At 67.8% G+C, this 16738-nt stretch carries 13 protein-coding genes and 1 riboswitch; of the genes, 11 read left to right on the top strand and 2 right to left on the bottom strand.

Annotated features, from left to right (window positions below; translation table 11 throughout):
* The first annotated feature begins 56 nt into the window (after window positions 1-56).
* From AC3A57_RS11135 to AC3A57_RS11110, 6 genes are all read left to right on the top strand, one after another.
* Complete coding sequence (locus tag AC3A57_RS11135; RefSeq protein ID WP_487578985.1) at window positions 57-4721, top strand: RHS repeat-associated core domain-containing protein; 4665 nt, start codon at window positions 57-59, stop codon at window positions 4719-4721.
* Window positions 4721-5260 (top strand): hypothetical protein, encoded by a 540-nt coding sequence (locus AC3A57_RS11130; RefSeq protein WP_487578984.1) that lies wholly within the window; start codon window positions 4721-4723, stop codon window positions 5258-5260. Before AC3A57_RS11135 ends, AC3A57_RS11130 begins: the two co-directional genes overlap by 1 nt.
* Window positions 5261-5589: 329 nt before the next feature.
* Window positions 5590-6006 carry a hypothetical protein gene (locus AC3A57_RS11125; RefSeq protein WP_487578983.1) on the top strand — a complete coding sequence of 139 codons (417 nt, stop codon included), beginning with the start codon at window positions 5590-5592 and terminating at the stop codon, window positions 6004-6006.
* A 56-nt stretch (window positions 6007-6062) separates the two neighbouring features.
* Window positions 6063-6287: a hypothetical protein gene (locus AC3A57_RS11120; RefSeq protein ID WP_487578982.1), complete on the top strand. Its 225-nt coding sequence runs from the start codon at window positions 6063-6065 to the stop codon at window positions 6285-6287.
* A 354-nt stretch (window positions 6288-6641) separates the two neighbouring features.
* Window positions 6642-7331, top strand: a complete 690-nt coding sequence (locus AC3A57_RS11115; RefSeq protein ID WP_487578981.1) for a hypothetical protein — start codon at window positions 6642-6644, stop codon at window positions 7329-7331.
* On the top strand, window positions 7328-7927 hold the full coding sequence (locus tag AC3A57_RS11110) for a DUF2846 domain-containing protein (RefSeq protein ID WP_487578980.1): 600 nt from the start codon (window positions 7328-7330) through the stop codon (window positions 7925-7927). The genes AC3A57_RS11115 and AC3A57_RS11110 overlap by 4 nt, the downstream gene beginning before the upstream one ends.
* 84 nt (window positions 7928-8011) lie before the next feature.
* Here the strand turns inward: AC3A57_RS11110 and AC3A57_RS11105 are convergent, their stop codons facing one another.
* The gene (locus AC3A57_RS11105) at window positions 8012-9028 is read right to left on the bottom strand and encodes a diguanylate cyclase domain-containing protein (protein WP_487578979.1); all 1017 of its coding nucleotides are present in this window, start codon (window positions 9026-9028) and stop codon (window positions 8012-8014) included.
* A gap of 629 nt (window positions 9029-9657) precedes the next feature.
* On the opposite strand from AC3A57_RS11105, the gene AC3A57_RS11100 reads away from it, so the two are divergent.
* A complete protein-coding gene (locus AC3A57_RS11100; protein ID WP_487578978.1) occupies window positions 9658-10101 on the top strand; it encodes a hypothetical protein in 444 nt (147 codons plus the stop codon).
* Window positions 10102-10166: 65 nt separating this feature from the next.
* Window positions 10167-10676 carry a hypothetical protein gene (locus AC3A57_RS11095; protein ID WP_487578977.1) on the top strand — a complete coding sequence of 170 codons (510 nt, stop codon included), beginning with the start codon at window positions 10167-10169 and terminating at the stop codon, window positions 10674-10676.
* Between the two features lie 90 nt (window positions 10677-10766).
* Here AC3A57_RS11095 and gcvP read toward each other — a convergent pair whose 3' ends face one another.
* Window positions 10767-13640 carry an aminomethyl-transferring glycine dehydrogenase gene (gene gcvP, locus AC3A57_RS11090; RefSeq protein ID WP_487578976.1) on the bottom strand — a complete coding sequence of 958 codons (2874 nt, stop codon included), beginning with the start codon at window positions 13638-13640 and terminating at the stop codon, window positions 10767-10769.
* 208 nt (window positions 13641-13848) lie between these two features.
* A riboswitch (glycine riboswitch) is annotated at window positions 13849-13941 on the bottom strand.
* A gap of 238 nt (window positions 13942-14179) precedes the next feature.
* On the opposite strand from gcvP, the gene AC3A57_RS11085 reads away from it, so the two are divergent.
* The 3 genes from AC3A57_RS11085 (at window position 14180) to AC3A57_RS11075 (ending at window position 16729) form a co-directional block, all read left to right on the top strand.
* Entirely contained in the window at window positions 14180-14635 is a 456-nt protein-coding gene (locus tag AC3A57_RS11085; RefSeq protein ID WP_487578975.1) for a VOC family protein, read from the top strand.
* On the top strand, window positions 14635-15918 hold the full coding sequence (locus AC3A57_RS11080) for a multidrug effflux MFS transporter (RefSeq protein WP_487578974.1): 1284 nt from the start codon (window positions 14635-14637) through the stop codon (window positions 15916-15918). Before AC3A57_RS11085 ends, AC3A57_RS11080 begins: the two co-directional genes overlap by 1 nt.
* 127 nt (window positions 15919-16045) lie before the next feature.
* Window positions 16046-16729, top strand: a complete 684-nt coding sequence (locus AC3A57_RS11075; RefSeq protein ID WP_487578973.1) for a vWA domain-containing protein — start codon at window positions 16046-16048, stop codon at window positions 16727-16729.
* Window positions 16730-16738: the final 9 nt, after the last annotated feature.

Below are 16738 nucleotides of genomic sequence, written 5' to 3'. Positions count from 1 at the left end.
CTTCCCCCTGGCCGTCCCCGCGGCCGCCACGCATGAACCGTCCAAGGAACCGACGCATGCCCCCCATCGATGGAACGAAGCACCCGAACCTACCGCCGCGCGGCGCCGTGCCGCGCACCTGGCTGACCGGCCTGCTGCTGACCGCCGCCGCCCTCGGCGGCACGGCCCAGGCCCAGGAAGCCGGCAAGCAATGGACCAGCACCTGGACCAGCCAGGGCCCGCGCCTGACCGAGCGCGAGATCCAGCAGGACATCGAGGCCTTGTTTGCGCCGTATTCGTCCTACGGCCCGCTGAGCTTCCAGGTCGTCAGTCAGGTCCACCTACCGGACCGCACCGCCTATTACTACGGCATCGAACCGACCCCTCCGGCCACCGAGCCGTGGACCTACGAGCACTTGAGTGACCCCGACTACACTCCGGGGCCGACTCTGGAAGGCGTGGTCGACCAGATCCGGCAGCGATTGGACCAGTTGAGCCTGGACGACGGTTGCACGCCGAACACCGTGATCAATCTGGCGCCGAGTTGGGAGGTCGACCTGACCTGGGTCGACGACAAGACCAGCGCGATCGAGACGCGCGAGTACAACGCGGCATACGTCATCAAGAATTTCAACGGTGTCTGTGGTCCGAACGCGAACCAGAACCAGTCGATCAAGCGCAGCCGCGACGTGCATTGCCCCAACACCGTCGCGATGAGCTGGGACGCCGCCGAACAAGCCTGCGCCGGCGGCCTGCAGCCGATGGCCTATGTCAGCCGCCCGCTAGTGCTCGACTGCCCGGACGGCGGCTGCGACCCGGCTTCGGGCGACAAGATGCGCCCGGAGCCGGACTTCGACCTGGGCTGGGTCTCGTTCGGCCGCACCTATCACTCGTCTTCCTCGACCCAACAGGGCGGCTTCGGCCTGGGCTGGACCCACTCGCACAACCTGCGCCTGAGCCTCGGCGCCGACCCGGCCACGCCGGCCGATCCGACCCCGCATTTCGGCCTGATCCAGGCCGACGGCAGCCAGGTCTCGTTCAAGCCGCTCGGCGCCGGCGTGTACGAGGCGCGCGACGGCAGCGGCGACCGCCTGGTCGCCGACGGCGCGCAGTGGTTGCTGTACCGGATCGAGGAAGTGGCGCGCTTCGACGCGCGCGGCCGTTTGCTCGAACGCCGCTTCGAGGACGGCAACGTCCTGGCCTACGCCTACGACGACCTCGGCCGGCTGGCCACCGTCACCCACCACAGCGGCCGCAGCCTGGTGTTCGAATACCTCGGCGCCGGCCGCAACGCGCCGATCGCCGCGATCCGCTCCGCGGGCGCGCTGCTGGCCAGCTACGGCTATACCGATGGCGTGGTGACCAGCGCGACCTACGCCGGCGGCGGCACCCGCACCTATCACTACGAACATCCGCAGTTCAAAAACGGCCTGACCGGCGTCACCGGCGAGGACAACCAGCGCCAGAGCACCTTCGGCTACGACGCCAAGGCCCGGGTCGGTTCCAGCCAGAACGCCGGCGGCGCCGACGGCCGCACCCTCAGCTATCCGGCCAGCGGCGGCGCGGTGATCACCGACGCACTCGGCAAGCAGACCACCTACGCGCTCGGCCCGGCCAGCCCGAGCAACCAGCCGCGCAAGATCGGCAGCATCACCGACCCGCGCGGCACCGCTACGCGCACGTTCTATACCGAAACCGTCGACTTCCGCCGCCGCCTGGACACCGTCACCGACCGCAACGGCACCCAGACCAAGCACAGCTACGCCGAGGCCAACGACCCGGTCACCGGCCAGCCGGCGCGCACGCACACGGTCAAGGAAGCCGTCGGCTTGCCCCAGGAGCGCACCAGCGTCGAACGCCGCGACATCGCCGGCAACCGCACCGTGCTGACCCAGCTCGGCAACCGCGAGACCCGGATCGTCCGCAACGCGCGCCTGCAGCCGGTCACGGTGACGGTGCGCGACACCACCACCAACCAGGCCCGCACCACCGCCTACGCCTACTGCGAAGCCGCCGACGTCGCCGCCGCCAACAGCAGCTGCCCGACCCTGGGCCTGCTGAAGTCGGTCGACGGCCCGCGCAGCGACGTCAACGACGTGGTGACCTACCAGTACTACGGCAGCGACGACAGCACCTGCGCCACCCAGCCGGCGCTGTGCACCTACCGCAAGGGCGACCTGCGCAAGACTATCGATGCGCTCGGCCGCGCCACCGAGATCCTCGGCTACGACCCGCAGGGCCGGCCGCTGTCGATCCTCGATGCCAACAACGTGGTGACCGACTACGAGTACCACCCGCGCGGTTGGCTGGCCGCGACCAAGCTGCGCGGCGCCGACAACAGCGTCGAGACCGACGACCGCATCACCCGCCTGGAGTACTGGCCGACCGGCCTGCTGCGCCGGGTCACCCCGCCGGGCGGCGCCTACGTCACCTACAACTACGACGCCGCCCAACGCCTGACCTCGGTGACCGACAAGGCCGGCAACAAGCTGCAGTACACCCTGGACAAGGCCGGCAATCGCAAGCAGGAGGACACCCAGACCCCGGCCGGCACCGTCCGCCAGACCCTGTCGCGGGTGTTCGACAGCCTGGGCCAGCTGCACCAGGCCAAGGACGCCGCCGCCCACGCCACCACCTTCAGCTACGACGCCGACGGCAACCCCGACCTGACCACCGACGCGCTGGGCCGGATCAGCGACCAGGACCACGACCCGCTCAACCGGCTCAACCGCCTGCTGCAGGACGTCAACGGCTTAGCGGTCGAGACGAAGCTGGCCTACAACGCCTTCGACCAGGTCACCCAGGTCACCGACCCCAAGGGCCTGAACACCGTCTACGCCTACAACGGCTTCGGCGACCGCACCCGGCTGACCAGCCCAGACACCGGCGTCACCGACTACACCTACAACCCCGCCGGCCTGCTGGCGACCAAGAAGGACGCCAACGACGCCGTCGCCCACAGCTACACCTACGACGCCCTGGGCCGGCCGAAGACCATCTCTTACGGCAGCGGCACGAACGACGTCGAATACGACTACGACACGGTCAATTCGGTCTGCGCTGCCGGCGAAACCTTTGCCCTGGGCCGCCTCACCGCGATGCGCACCGAAGGCACCGAGCTGAAGTACTGCTACGACCGCTACGGCCAGCTGGTGCGCAAGGTCCAGGTGGTGGACAGCAAGTCGTTCACGCTGCGCTATGCCTACACGACCTCGGGCCAGGTGCGCACGATCACCTACCCGGACAACGCCGTCGTCGACTACGTCCGCAACACCCTGGACCAGGTCACCGAAGTCGGGGTCAAGCCGGCCGGCGGCGTGCGCACGGTGCTGCTCAACGGCGTCGCCTACGAACCCTTCGGCCCGGCCACCGGCTGGACCTACGGCAACGGCCGCAGCCTGGCCCGCAGCTACGACCTGGACTACCGCGCCAAGACGATCCATGACAACGCCGTCGGCGGCCTGTCGCTGGGCTACGGCTACAACGAAGTCGGCGAGCTGACCGAGCTCAAGGACGGCCTGCAAAGCGCCGTGCTGGCCAAGTACGACTACGACAATCTCGGCCGGCTCAAGATCACTCGCGACGGCCCCAGCAACACCCCGATCGAAACCTACGGCTACGACGCCACCGGCAACCGCACCAGCGTGCTGCACGCCGGCACCACCACGACCTACACCTATCCGACCACCAGCCACCGCCTGGCCAACGTCGGCGGCGTCGCCCGCGGCTACAACGCGGTCGGCAACACCACCAGCATCGGCGGCACGGCCAAGGAGTTCGTCTACAACGGCAACGACCGCATGAGCCAGGTCAAGCTGGCCGGGGTGGTCAACCGCAGCTACCGCTACAACGCCAAGGGCGAACGCGTCGCGGCAACCAATGGCGCCAGCGGACCGGTCGCGATCTACACGCTCTATGACGAAGCCGGCCACTGGCTCGGCGACTACGACGCCAACGGCGCGACCAAGCAGCAAGCCGTCTGGCTGGGCGAGTCCCCGGTCGGCGTCCTCGCCGGCGCCGGTACCGCGCAGAAACTGCACTACGTCCAACCCGATCACCTGGGCACCCCGCGCACGGTGATCGATGCCACCCGCAACGTCGCTATCTGGAGCTGGAACGCCAAGGGCGAAGCCTTCGGCAGCGACACCCCCAACCAGGACCCGGACCAGGACGGCACTGCGTTCGTGTTCGACCTGCGGTTCCCGGGGCAGCGGTATGACGCGGCGACGGGGCTGAATTACAACTACTTCCGGGATTACGATTCCGGGATTGGCAGGTATGTGCAGAGTGATCCGATTGGGTTGGAAGGAGGATCGAATCTCTATGGTTATGTGGAGGCTAAGCCACTCTCTGCCGTAGATCCTGAAGGGTTGAACGGCCTTGTGCCGCGGCCACTTCTCTCGCCCAGAACCCTGCCGATCGGTCCTGCGACTATGGGTAGTCGTGTACCTTGGCATCTTCGACCGCAAATCCGTATCCAGCCGAGGGCCGGGAAGCCAAAAACAGATATTCCTTCGTGGGCTCGGGGAAGCGTTCCCCGGAATGGAGAAAAACCTATTCAGTTCGCCAGGCGGGTTTGTGAAGAATTTGGCCAAAGTACAAAGGAAGGGCCTGGAAATCCATTTAATATGCTGAAGAAATACGCTGAAACTCATTTCAAGCCAGATGGCGAGGCTCCTGGGTTTTTTTCGAGGCTGTTTGGGTGGGACGAGGTTTACTACTATGAAGAGAAGCATGCCTAGTGAATGCTGAAGATCGTGATGCCGACACTGAGGATGCAGCAATGTTCCCGGTGCACCTCATCGTGAAGGGGGAAAATATATGGGTCGGCTGGAGATCTACCGACGAGCCTGGGAACGCCCTGTTTAGATATGACGGCGAGGTACTGTGGGCGAATACAAAGGAAGTTCTTATTGACAGGTGTAGCGCTGCGGGTCAGCTGCGCGTTGAAGATGAAACCGTATTTGATCTTGATGCTTTGCTTGCCAAGTTGTTGGCTGGGAAAGCTGTTGACGGCAACGAGGTTATCAATTGCTGGAATATGTTGATCGATATACGAGGGGCTCTAAAAAACAATGTTTGTGTTTCGTTCGATCTGAACGAAAGCGCCCTGTTGAATAGTTACGATCATTTTCTTTCGATGACATCTGTTGGGGATATGGTTGGAATTGGATTTCACGAGCTGACCGAGGCTGATTTGGCAAATGCCGCTGAGGTTGTCTCAAACGGAATGCTGGTTCTCATGGATCTTGTCGGTGGTCGGTCTGTACATGTTGAGTAATTGCCCGACACCCGGGCCTCGATAGAGGCGGTCGAAAAATCGGGTCAGAGCACCTTTCCATCCAGATCTGTTGGAAAGCCGCTCTGACTCGGTTCGTCCGGATCACCCGCGACGGCCCCAGCAACACGCCGCTCGAAACCTGCGGCTACGACAAGACCGGCAACCGCACCAGCCTGCTGCACGCCGGCACCACCACGACGTACACGTACCCGACCGCCAGCCACCGCCTGACCCAAGTCGGCGGCGTCGCCCGCGGCTACAACGCGGTCGGCAACACCACCAGCATCGGCGGCACCGCCAAGGAGTTCGTCTACAACGGCAACGACCGCATGAGCCAGGTCAAGCTGGCCGGGGTGGTCAACCGCAGCTACCGCTACAACGCCAAGGGCGAACGCGTCGCCGCAAGCAACGGCGCCAGCGGCCCGGTCGCGATCTACACCCTGTACGACGAAGCCGGCCACTGGCTCGGCGACTACGACGCCAACGGCGCGACCCAGCAGCAAGCCGTGTGGCTAGGCGAGTCCCCGGTCGGCGTCCTCGCCGGCGCCGGCACCGCGCAGAAACTGCACTACGTCCAACCCGACGCCCTGGGCACCCCGCGCACGGTGATCGACGCCACCCGCAACGTCGCCATCTGGAGTTGGAACGCCAAGGGCGAAGCCTTCGGCAACGACACGCCCAACCAGGATCCCGACCAGGACGGCACTGCGTTCGTGTTCGACCTGCGCTTCCCGGGGCAGCGGTAAGACGGAGCGGCGATGAGTCGGAATCTACTGCTGCTTACGATGCTGGCAGGGTGGCTATGGGTTTCGCCGCGTCCGGCCTTCGCGGCCGATGTGGCGACGCTGTTGCGGTCGGTGCCGCCCGGCGATTCGATCCGTTTCGGCCGCAGCGGCGATTGGCGTTGGCCGAGTACTGTCCGGACAATACCTGCGAACGGATCGAGGTCGATGCGAAGGCGAGCCGGGCCGATCTCGAACGCTTTTCGCCGGCTATCTCCGGCGCGCAGGCACTTATCTCCATCTGAAGGACTGGCGGCGGCGCGACGGCCTGGGTGTCGAGGTGCGGGAGCGGCTGGCTGGTTTGGCCGGATCGCATTGCCGGCCGGAGGATGTCGACTGCGCGCTGGCCTGGTTCGCACGGCGCTACCGGCGCGCGGCGAATTCATCCGCTACGACGAAGGTGGGCGCTCGATCGAGCCATACTCCGTGCTGGAAGCGCTCGTCCTCCGCGCTGAGCCCTGACCTGGCACGTTCGGCCGACGGCGCGCCCTGGGCAACGCGCCACTGTGACCATATTGGCAAAACCGCCGCGTTCGGATAGCGTGGCGCCGCCAAGGCGATCGGGGGGGGCGCCTGCAGTGTCTGAACTATCCAGCGTATTGATCGCCGTCCTGGCCTTGGCCGAGGCGGGCGCGGCGATGCCCGCCAACGAGGCGGCGACGCCGGTATCCCGGTCGTCCACTGCGACGGTTGCCGTACCGGCGGCCGCGGCGCCCAGCATCGGTTCGGCCGTGCCGGCGGCGGACGCGATTGCCGCCCAGACCGCGCCTGTCGTCCGTATTCCGGCCGATACCGTCGTGACCTTGGAGACGACCGAGCCATTGACCTCGGCGACCTTGAAGCGGGGCGACAAGTTCGGCTTGCGCTTGGCGCAGGCGCTGACCGTCGACGGCGCCACGATGGTGCCGGCTGGAGCGGTTGCCGTGGGCGAGGTCGTGCACGCCGAGCGTTCGCGCAGCGGCGGCAAGCCGGGCGAGCTGTTGCTAGCCGCTCGATATATCGAACACGCAGGCCTGCGCCTGCCGCTGCGCGGGTTCCGGATCGGCGCTGCCGGCGTGGATAAGTCGGGCAAAGTGGCCGGCTTGGCGGTGCTCATCGGCGGGTTCGCCATGTTCGTCCGCGGCGGCGAAATCGAAATCCCGGCTTTCACTCAAGCCGCAGCGAAGACGGCGCAGGCCGTCGATATCGCAGATCCGGCGATGCACTCTTCCCGGCCCGAAACGGCATCCGCTACCGCGGCCGATAACTCCATTTCCGCACCATCCGCCAGTAATGAGGAAGTCCGATGAAGTCGTTGTCGTCTGTTGCATTGATCGCGCTGCTGTTGCCGTCGTCCGCGGCTCTGGCGGAGTCGGCCTGGAAGTACAAGTCTGCGGACCCTGCCAAGCAGGTGCAGGTCGCCTCGGCCGCCACCGGCGGCGCCGGCGCGCAAGACTCGGTCAAGCCGGCGGCCCAGGCCGAGGCGGCGGTCGAGCCCGCCGCTAAGGCCGATCAAGCTGCTCCGCAGGACGCCAAGCCCGCCGCGGTCACGGCCGCAGCGACCGGGCGCATCGCGCCGCCGCCGGCAGGCAAGGGACAGATCGTGTTTTTCCGTCCGTCGAAGTTCGTGGGCGGCGCGGTCGGTTACAAGGTCCGCGAAGGTGCCACCGAACTGGGCAAGCTGCGCAGCGGCAAGTATTTCGTGGTGGCGGTCGAGCCGGGTGCGCACGAGTACACCGTGCATTCCGAAGCCAAGGACATTCTCAACCTGGAAGTCGAGGCGGGCGAGACCTACTACGTGCAGGGCACCATCACCATGGGCATCCTGGCCGGCCGGCCGAACCTGTCGCCGTCCACTCAGGAAGCCTTCGAGGCCATCGCCGACAAACTCAAGCTGGCCCAGTAAGCCGCGCACCGGCCAGTCCGAACGCAAACGCCCCGCAATCGCGGGGCGTTTCGGTTTCTCGGCGAAGCATGCGGGGCGCCGCGCTCAAGCCGATTCGCGCACGCCCTTCTTGCTGCGCTTGACCTGGTACATCGCCTGGTCGGCTTTCTCCAGCAGCTCGCCCAGTTCCAGGCCGTCGTCCGGGTAGACCGCGTAGCCGATGCTGGCGTCAAGCGGGATCGGGCGCTGTTCGAACTCGAACGGCGGCTGCAGCGATTCGGCGAAGCGGCGGGCGCGGGTTTCGGCGCTGTCGCCGCGTTCCAGTCGCGGCAGGATCACCGCGAATTCGTCGCCGCCGACCCGGGCCACGGTGTCGCCGGCGCGCGAGCTGCTTTTCATGCGTTGGGCGAACTCGCGGATCGCGGCGTCGCCGGCGCGGTGGCCGTGGCGGTCGTTGACCGGCTTGAGCCCGTCCATGTCCAGGTTGAGCACGGCGATGCGGCAGGCGTCGCGCTGGGCCAGGGCCAGGCTGTGGCGCAGGCGGTCGTAGAACAGGGCGCGGTTGGGCAGGCCGGTCAGGGCGTCGTGGGTGGCCTGGTGGAACAGCTCGTTGGTCTCGTACTTGGCGGCGTGGTACATCGCCGCGGCGATCAGGCCGGACATCAGGTCGAGCACCTGCAGGTCGGCGTCGTCGAAGCCGGCGGTGCGCGCCGACATCACTTTGAGCACGCCGACCGTGGATTCGTGGTGCTTCAACGGCACCACGATCATCGAGCGCAGGCCGACCGCGCGGCAGGCCTCGCGGTCCACCCGCGGATCGGTTTCCGAATCGTCGCAGCGCAGCGGCCGGCCCTCGGCGACGCAATGGCCGGACAGGCTGGCGTTGCGGCGCAGGCGCATGCCCAGGCTGGCTTCGGCGATGCCCGCGGCGGCGCGGTAGACCATGTCTTCGCCCTCGGCCAGTTCGACCACCGCGCCGATCGCTCCGGTCAGGGCCTGGGCGCGCACGGTCACCAATTGCATCACGCCGCCGAGGTCCAGGCCGAGCCGGGCGATGTCGGTTTGGGTTTGGATGACCTTGAGCAGGCGCTCGGAGGGATCTTGCGCGATAGGGGCTTGCACGATCGGGTCCTGCATGTTCGTTACGCTGCCCGGACGACGGCCCAGTATAGACCGCGGGCTTGACCGCGAAGGCGCGGACGCTGAACCGCATCCGACGCGCAGCCTTCCAGGCCGGGGTTTGCGGCCGCCGTGGCAGGCTCAAGCTGCGCCAGCGCGAAGAAAGCACATTATCCGGGGCGACGGACGGCGGTCCCCTGGCGCCGAATGGAAGGGGCGAGCGAGCGGCAATGACGATGAGATTGCCGAGCCGGGCTTGCGAATGCTCAGCGCAGCCGTCGCCGGACCCGGCCTCTGCCGGCGCCGGGCATCCGCTGCGATCGGCATGGACAGCGCCGAGTCGAACGGGTCTTGTCGAATGGGTCTTGCCTAATCGGGCGATAGCCCGGCATACGTCTCGTACGCCTTCAAATGGCACCCCGCGACCAGCGATGCTGGAACGCAGGCAAGGCTTGGGCCGGCAGACGCGATCTGCGGCGGCGGGCCTGGTCGAGGCGGAACGGCCGAGTCCCGGACGGACGATCGCGTAAGCCAGGCCAAGGAGCGCCAGGCTTGCCGACGATGCTTCCATCGTTCGGCCCATCGCACGAAACCGGCGCTGTCGCGCCGCCAGATGGCAGGAGCCAGACTAGATGATTCAGGTTCTATCGGCGCTGGATTCCATCCGCAAGCGCCCTGAGATGTTTCTCGATACCGCGCTGAAGTTGGATATCGCGATCGCGCTCGAGTTGCTTACGACCGCGATGCATCAGGGCGTGGAGTCGTTGACGGTGCACAAACACGGCGATCTGCGGGCGATAGGCGCGTCGTCGTCGTGGCTGTGCCGCCACGAGGACGCGCCCGCGTACGTGTTCGACCGTCTGGTCGGCCTGGACGGCATTGCGAACTCGTTCCGCGGCGAAGTGCTGTTGACGGCGTTCGCGCCCTTCTATGCGGTGGTGGAGGGCGGGCAGGTGCTGTACCGATCCTCGGATGCGGTCGCCGAGGATGTGCTGCGCGAGGTCGGCGCCCGGGCAGGTCATTTTTCCGTGGTGATCGGCTCCCGGGCCGAGGCGGGGCCGGGGACGGATCGATAGATGCCGTCGGGCGCGCAAGCATGCGCCCGACCGGGGCGGGATTTGCGGCCGAACGGAGCGCAGCGATGAGTTTTGCCAGAGCTTTGCGATTGGAGGCGGGCGGCGATTTCGCGGCGGCATGTTCGGCTTACGAGGAAACGCTCGCGGCCGGCGGTCGCGATATCGACGGCTACATCAACTTGCTGGTGCTCTACTGGCAGATGTCCGAATACGGATTCTCGGCGGCCAACGGGCTGGATCGGCGGCTTGTCGCCGGGGCCGGCGAACGCCGGTCGGCGATGTTGCGACAGCCGCCCGGCTGGGTGTCGGAAACGGCGCCTTACCGGTTCTGGTCGCGTTACATCCGTTGGGCCGACTTCGGCGAGCCGTTCGAAGTCGAGGAATGCATCGACTGGTTGAAAAAGTTCCCCGGTTACTCCGAGCCGGCCTTCTTCGTTTTTTCGGCCAGCGCGGGGCGGCGGTTCGGCGACGAGGCCGCGGCGCTTTCCTGGCGCATCCAGTCCGATCCCGCCATCCGCGCGAAGTATGTGAGGTCGGTCATCGAAAGCGTTCGGCGGGTCGATCCGGCGCGTTGACGAGCCGCTGAAGCCGTTCGTGCGCGGCGCATGTACGAAGAGGCCCCGCGCGAGCGGGGCCTTCGGTTCGAGCGAGATGGCTGCCGATGCTTACGCCTCGGTTTCCTCTTCCTTGTACGCATCCACCGGGATGCAGGCGCACATCACGTTCTTGTCGCCGTAGACGTTGTCCACGCGCGACACCGGCGGCCAGTACTTCTGCAGCTTCAGCGAGGGCAGCGGGAACGCGGCCAGCTCGCGCGGGTAGGCGCGGGTCCACTCGCTGGCGGTGACCTGGGTGGCGGTGTGCGGGGCGTGCTTGAGCGGGTTGTCCTCGCGGTCCAGGCGGCCTTCCTCGACCGCGCGGATTTCGTCGCGGATCTGGATCATCGCGTCGATGAAGCGGTCCAGCTCGTGCAGCGATTCGCTCTCGGTCGGCTCGACCATCAGCGTGCCGGCGACCGGGAAGCTCAGGGTCGGGGCGTGGAAGCCGAAGTCGATCAGGCGCTTGGCCACGTCCTCGGCGCCGATGCCGGTGGCGTCCTTGATCGGGCGCAGGTCGAGGATGCACTCGTGCGCGACCAGGTCGTTGCGGCCGGTGTACAGGGTCTCGTAGTGCGGGGCCAGGCGCTTGGCGATGTAGTTGGCGTTGAGCAGGGCGACCTGGGTCGCCTTGCGCAGGCCGGCAGCGCCCATCATGGTGATGTACATCCACGAGATCGGCAGGATCGAGGCCGAGCCGTAGCTGGCCGCGCTGACCATGCCGACCGCGCCGTCGCCGCCGAGGGTGCGCGGCAGGAACGGGGCCAGGTGCGACTTGACCGCGCAGGGGCCGACGCCCGGGCCGCCGCCGCCGTGCGGGATGCAGAAGGTCTTGTGCAGGTTCAGGTGCGAGACGTCCGAACCCCACTTGCCCGGCTTGGCCACGCCGACCAGGGCGTTCATGTTGGCGCCGTCGGTGTACACCTGGCCGCCGTGCTTGTGGATGATCTCGCAGATCTCGACCACTTCCTCCTCGAACACGCCGTGCGTGGACGGGTAGGTCATCATGATCGCGGCCAGGCGGTCGCTGTACTTCTCGGCGTTGCGGCGGATGTCGTCGACATCGACGTTGCCGTTGGCGTCGGTCTTGGTGACCACCACGGTCATGCCGCACATCTGCGCCGAGGCCGGATTGGTGCCGTGGGCCGAATCCGGGATCAGGCAGATGTCGCGATGGCCTTCGCCGCGCGAGCGGTGGTAGGCGCGGATCGCCAGCAGGCCGGCGTACTCGCCCTGCGCGCCGGAGTTCGGCTGCAGGCTGACCGCGTCGTAGCCGGTGCATTCGACCAGCATCGCCTCGAGCTCGTCGATCAGCTGCTTGTAGCCCACCGCCTGGTCGGCCGGCGCCAGCGGATGCAGGTTGCCGAACTCCGGCCAGGTCACCGGGATCATCTCGGCGGTGGCGTTGAGCTTCATCGTGCAGCTGCCCAGCGGGATCATGGTGCGATCCATCGCCAGGTCCTTGTCGGCCAGCGAGCGCATGTAGCGCAGCAGTTCGTGTTCGCTGTGGTGGGTGTTGAACACCGGGTGCTGCAGGAACGCGCTGCGGCGGCGCAGGCCGGCCGGCAGGGCGTCGGCGGTGGCGGCGTCGAGCGCGTCGATGTCGTCGATGCGGGCGCCGAACAGCGCGGCCAGTTGGACGACCTCGGCACGGGTGGTGGTCTCGTCCAGGCTGATGCCGACCCGGTTCGGGTCGCCGGAGTAGTTGAGGTTGATCCGCGCCGCGGTGGCCTTGGCGCGCAGGGCGTCGGCGTCGACCCCGACCACGTCCAGGGTGTCGAAGAAATCCGGGCCGACGGTCAGGCCGGCCTGGCGCAGCGCGGCGGCCAGGATCGCGGCCAGGCGGTGGACGCAGCGGGCGATCCGGGTCAGGCCCTCGGGGCCGTGGTAGACCGCGTACATCGAGGCCATCACCGCCAGCAGCACCTGCGCGGTGCAGATGTTGGAGGTGGCCTTCTCGCGGCGGATGTGCTGCTCGCGGGTCTGCAGGGTCAGGCGGTAGGCCGGCTTGCCCTCGGTGTCGACCGAGACGCCGATCAGGCGGCCCGGCATCGAGCGCTTGTAGGCGTCGCGGCAGGCCATGAAGGCGGCGTGCGGGCCGCCGAAGCCGAACGGCACGCCGAAGCGCTGGCTGTTGCCGACCACGATGTCGGCGCCCCATTCGCCGGGCGCGGCGATCAGGGTCAGGGCGAGCAGGTCGGTCGCGACCGCGACCAGGCCGCCGCGCGCGTGCACGGCGTCGGCCAGCGCCTTGTGATCGCCGATCTGGCCGTAGGTGTTGGGGTATTGCAGCAGCACGCCGAAGCTGTCGCTGTTGAGCGCTTCGTTGTCGTCGCCGACCTGCAGCTCGATGCCCATCGCTTCGGCGCGGGTGTTCAGCACTTCCAGCGTTTGCGGGTGCACGTCCTTGGAGACGAAGAACAGGTTCGACTTGGACTTGGCCGAACGCTTGGCCAGGGTCATGGCCTCGGCCGCGGCGGTGCCTTCGTCGAGCAGCGAGGCGTTGGCGATCTCCATCCCGGTCAGGTCGGCGACCATGGTCTGGAAGTTGATCAGCGCCTCCATCCGGCCCTGCGAGATTTCCGCCTGGTAGGGCGTGTAGGCGGTGTACCAGGCCGGGTTCTCGAGGATGTTGCGCAGGATCACGTTCGGGGTCAGGGTGCCGTAATAGCCCTGGCCGATGAAGCTGCGGAACACCTGGTTGCGGGTGGCGATGGCGCGGACCTTGGCCAGCGCCTCCACTTCGCTGATCGCGGCCGGCAGGGCCAGCGGCTGGGTCGACTTGATCGAGCCGGGAACGATGGCGTCGGTCAGCGCTTCGAGCGAGTCGTAGCCGACCTGCTTGAGCATGTGGCCGATCTCGGCGTCGTTGGGGCCGATATGGCGCTCGATGAAGGCGTCGTGGTGCTCGAGATCGCGCAGGGAAGTGGCGTTGTGGCTCATGGGCAGGGGCGTCCGTTGGCAGCGTGCGGTGCCGCACGCGAGGCGCCCCTCTGTCCTTTTGCCTGAGAGTTTGGAAGCGCGCTGCGGCTCAGGCCGCTTGGGGGAGGGGGGCGCTAAGGCCGCTCCTGTCCGCGCTCGCTTCGTGCACCTTCGGCGCCGGTTCCGTCCCGCGTGTCGCTGCGGGCCGGTCGGTCTCTCCAGAGTTTTGTACCCGACGGCGGTATGGGGCCTGAGCGATTACGGGCGTTGCGCCTTCGGCAGCGACGGGCCAGGGGCCGGCCGCTTCTCCCACCGCGGGTGTCAAGCCGCCGATTATAGCCGCTGGCGAGCGCGGCGGGGACGGGGCCGGGGCGGCGGCCGCAGCCCCGGGTGGCGCCGGCCGCGGCCTCGGTCAGCGGCCTCGGTCAGTGGCGTGCGGGCCGGGGCTGCGCCGCGGCGGCCCGCGCCGGCCTTACGGACAAATCGAAACAACTCCGCCGCCCGTGCCGCCGGCCGGGCGGGAGTATGCTGACGCCCCGTTCATGCGATAAGGCCCGACGATGTCCGAGCGACCGTTCAGTCTGTTGCACCTCGATCACGTGGTCCTGCGGGTGCGCGACACCGCGGCGATGGCGGCTTTCTACTGCGACGTGCTCGGCTGCCGCCTGGAGCGGCGCCAGGACGAGATCGGCCTGGTCCAGCTGCGCGCCGGCCTGTCGCTGATCGATCTGGTCGACGTGAACGGCAAGCTCGGCCGCATGGGCGGGGCGCCGGCCGGCGCCGAGGGCCGCAACATGGACCACCTGTGCCTGCGCGCCGAGCCGTTCGACCGCGCCGCCATCGTCGCCCATCTGCAAGCCCACGGCGCGCGCATCGGCGATTTCGGTTCGCGTTACGGCGCCGAAGGCGAGGGCCCCTCGCAGTACCTGTACGACCCCGAAGGCAATCTGGTCGAGCTCAAGGGCCCGCCCGACGAGGTCCCGATCGACACCGACGCATCCAACGCCGCGAGCTGATGAGCGCACCTTCCCAGTCTTCGGCGCCCGCACGGGCGCTGCCGTTGTCGATCCGCCGCCTGGCTCTGTTGCTGGGCGGGCTGGCGATGTTCGGCCCGTTCTCGATCGACACCATCTTCCCCGCGTTCCCGGTGATGGGCGCCGAGCTGGGCGCCGACAAGCTGGCGATGCAGCAGACCATCAGCGTGTACCTGATCGCCTACGCGCTGATGAGCGTGGTGCATGGGCCGCTGTCGGACGCGATCGGCCGGCGCAAGGTGATCCTCGGCGGGCTGGGGGTGTTCACCCTGGCGTCGGTGGCGTGCGCTTTGTCGGAGCAACTGTCGACGTTGTTGTTCTTCCGCGCGATCCAAGGCCTTTCGGCGGGGGTGGGGCTGATCGTCGGCCGCGCGGTGATCCGCGACCTGCTGCACGGCGACGACGCCCAGCGGCTGATGAGCCAGGTGATGATGATCTTCGGCATCGCCCCGGCGATCGCGCCGGTGATCGGCGGCTGGATCCTCGGCTGGGCGCACTGGCCGGCGATCTTCTGGTTCCTGGTCGGGTTCTCGGTGCTGCTGTGGATCGCGGTCGCCCTCGGCCTGCCCGAGACCCATCCGCCGCAGGCGCGGCTGTCGCTCAAGCCCAAGCGGCTGCTGCGCGACTACGTGGCGATCTGGCTCAACCCGCGTTTCCAGCGCCTGACCGCGGTCGGCGCGTTCAATTTCGGCGCGCTGTTCCTGTACATCGGCTCGGCGCCGGCGTTCGTGCTCGACATCCTCAAGCTCAGCGAACGCGAGTTCGCCTGGTTCTTCGTGCCGACCATCGGCGGCATGGTGCTGGGCTCGTTCGCCTCCGGCCGCGCCGCCGGCAAGATCAGCGGCGATCGCCTGGTCGGCATCGGCTTCGGCTTCTGCGCGCTCGCCATCGCCGTGAACCTGGGCTACAACCTGCTGGCGCCGGCGCCGCAGGTGCCGTGGGCGGTGCTGCCGATGTGCATCCTGGCGTTCGGCATCGCCCTGGTGTTCCCGATCGTGACCTTGTCGATCCTCGACATGTACCCGCATCAGCGCGGCTCGGCTTCGTCGCTGCAGGCCTTCGGCGGCCTGGTGGTGAACGCGCTGTTGGCGGGGGTGGTTTCGCCGCTGGTCAGCGGCAGCGCCGTGGTCCTGGCGATCGTGTCCTCGGTGCTGACCGTCGCGGCCTGGGGCTTTTGGTGCTGGGAAGCCTGGGTCTCGCGCAGCGGCCGCTGTGCGCGGGTGCCGGAGGACGCGCCGGTGATCGAGCCGCAGGATTCGCTCTAGGCCGGGGCCGGCCGGGGCGGCCGTTCGCTGCGCCGCCCTTGCCGCGGCGGGCGCCAAGGCCGGGCGCTGGACCGGGCCGGGCGCGGCGCGGCTATACTCGGGCTTTCCTCCATCGCAAAGGAATGCCATGACGCAGACGGCGATCCCCGACGTATCCCTGGTCGACAACACCGAACAGCGCACGCCGCTGGTGCTGGTGCTCGACTGTTCCGGCAGCATGAACGGCGCGCCGGTGGGGCAGTTGAACGAAGGACTCAAGCTGCTCGAGCGCGAACTCAAGGACGACGTGATCGCGGCCAAGCGCGTGCGCGTGCTGGTGATCCGCTACGGCGGCTTCGACCATGCCGAAGTCGTCGGCGACTGGTGCGACGCGATGGATTTCAGCGCGCCGACCCTGGAAGCCGACGGCACCACGCCGACCGGCCGCGCGGTCGAACTGGCGCTGAGCGAAATCGAGAACGAGAAGCAGCGCTTCAAGCAGGCCGGCGTCGCCTACACCCGGCCGTGGCTGTTCCTGATGTCGGACGGTTCGCCGACCGACGCCTGGGAAGCGGCGGCCAAGCGCGCGCGCGAAGCCGAACAGGCCAACAAGGTCGCGATCTTCCCGATCGCGGTCGGCGAGGGTTCGCAGGAACAGGCCATGGGCCAGTTCAGCAGCAAGGGCCTGGCCGGGGTCAAGCGCCTGCACGGGCTGCAGTTCCGCGAACTGTTCCTGTGGCTCAGCGCGAGCATGCAGGTGGTGTCGCAGTCGCGGCCGGGCGGACAGGCCCAGTTGCCTTCGACCGACACCTGGTCCGCGGTGCCGACCTGAGCGGCGCCG

This window comes from Lysobacter sp. Soil_C_15, assembly GCF_057657315.1.
This window is presented reverse-complemented; position numbering and strand designations above follow the sequence as displayed.